Source organism: Ulvibacter sp. 2305UL32-6, assembly GCF_058148545.1.
The window spans coordinates 1-1387 of record NZ_JBYVKA010000030.1 but is presented as its reverse complement, the minus strand read 5'-3'; the positions used below and the strand labels follow the sequence as shown (position 1 = coordinate 1387).

The window sequence follows — 1387 nt, the reverse complement described above, 5'->3', positions numbered from 1 at the left end:
TGATTTGTTGCGTGTTTTTATGCACCTAATTTAGCAAATACAAACGGAATAGAAAATCCGCGAGGATTTTCGTAAGTAGGCTAGAACTAGCAATAAATTATATACGGTGTTAGCAACTGGCATTTTCTTCGGTCCATTCTTTAGCTACTTGTTCAATATATTCTGTAAATGTATTTATTTTGTCATAACTGTAAAAAGTATATTCTGGCTGTCCATTAATTGGCGTAATATCATCAAAACAATGGTCAGAAGCGAATAATATTATTTTATTGGTTTTAGAATTATAGAAAGTCATATTTCCGTTTGCCTCTTCTACAAAACAAATCAGGTTTGAGTGGTCTATCGGTTCGATATTTTCTTCTTGGCAAGTTTCTTTATAATATTCATTCCAACTTCCAATTCCGAAACTGCATTCAGTTCCGATAAACATAAAATTCTGATTATTGGTTAGAGAATCCTCTGGCTGATTAAACGATTCCTGTATTCCACCAATATTTTGCAATAAAATTTTGTGTTCAGCACTTAACTTATCTGATACATTTTTTAAATCCTCAATTTTATTTAACCATCCAAATATTTCGTCATCAATATCAGTCCAAGCGAACAAAATGTGTGGAACATTATTTATTCGCAGAAAGGTTTTTCGTGAACATTCAATCAGTTTTGTCAGTTTTGGGAATATATTTTTAAAGTCATTCGACAATTCAAGAACTCTTTCTTCAATTTCAACTTTGTCATTTTCTTGGAAAAACCAACTTATGTCTTCTGCAAATGCGGTTAAATCTTTGTTCATAGTTGTTTTTTTTTGCTTGTTGCTAACGGTCCAGTGTATGATTTCGTTACGGAAAAATCGGCGAGATTTTTCCGATTAAAGAACCAAAGATAGCAAAAGTGCGAGGAATTTCCGATAGGAAATTCCGCCGTAATGAATTATACACAATGTTAGCTTTAGTGCTTTTTTCCGCTTTATAATTCATTCCGCTATTTTTGGGTTCAGCTATTTTTGTTTTCCGTTCCGTTATTCAATTCCGATGTTGTTTTTCCAATTCCGTTTGCTCAAGCTTGCTCAAATTCCGTTGTCGTTTTTTTCGGCAGGGTGGAAGTCAAACGTAATTTTGTAATTCGGCAGGCTCAGCAACCACGCTCAGTTCCGAATTCCGATTTTCCGTATTTTAAGTCAAATTCCGCTCTGTAATTCATTCCGAGTTCGAGTAAGCAATTCCGCTGTTGCTTTTCATTCCACGTTTGAGTGAGGGTTCAGCGCAAAATTTGGAATTCCGCAAAACGGTTTTTCCATTTTTCACTTTCTTAAAATTCAAAAAAAATCGAAAACAGAACTGACTGTTTTTTAATTCCGCCGACTCGTTTTCTCGCATTAAAGCTAACG

1 protein-coding gene is annotated in these 1387 nt (G+C 34.5%); it reads right to left on the bottom strand.

Annotated elements, in window-relative coordinates; translation table 11 throughout:
* Positions 1–109: 109 nt before the first annotated feature.
* A complete protein-coding gene (locus tag ACY2RU_RS17510) occupies positions 110–793 on the bottom strand; it encodes a hypothetical protein (RefSeq protein ID WP_490139776.1) in 684 nt (227 codons plus the stop codon).
* Between the last annotated feature and the right edge of the window lie 594 nt (positions 794–1387).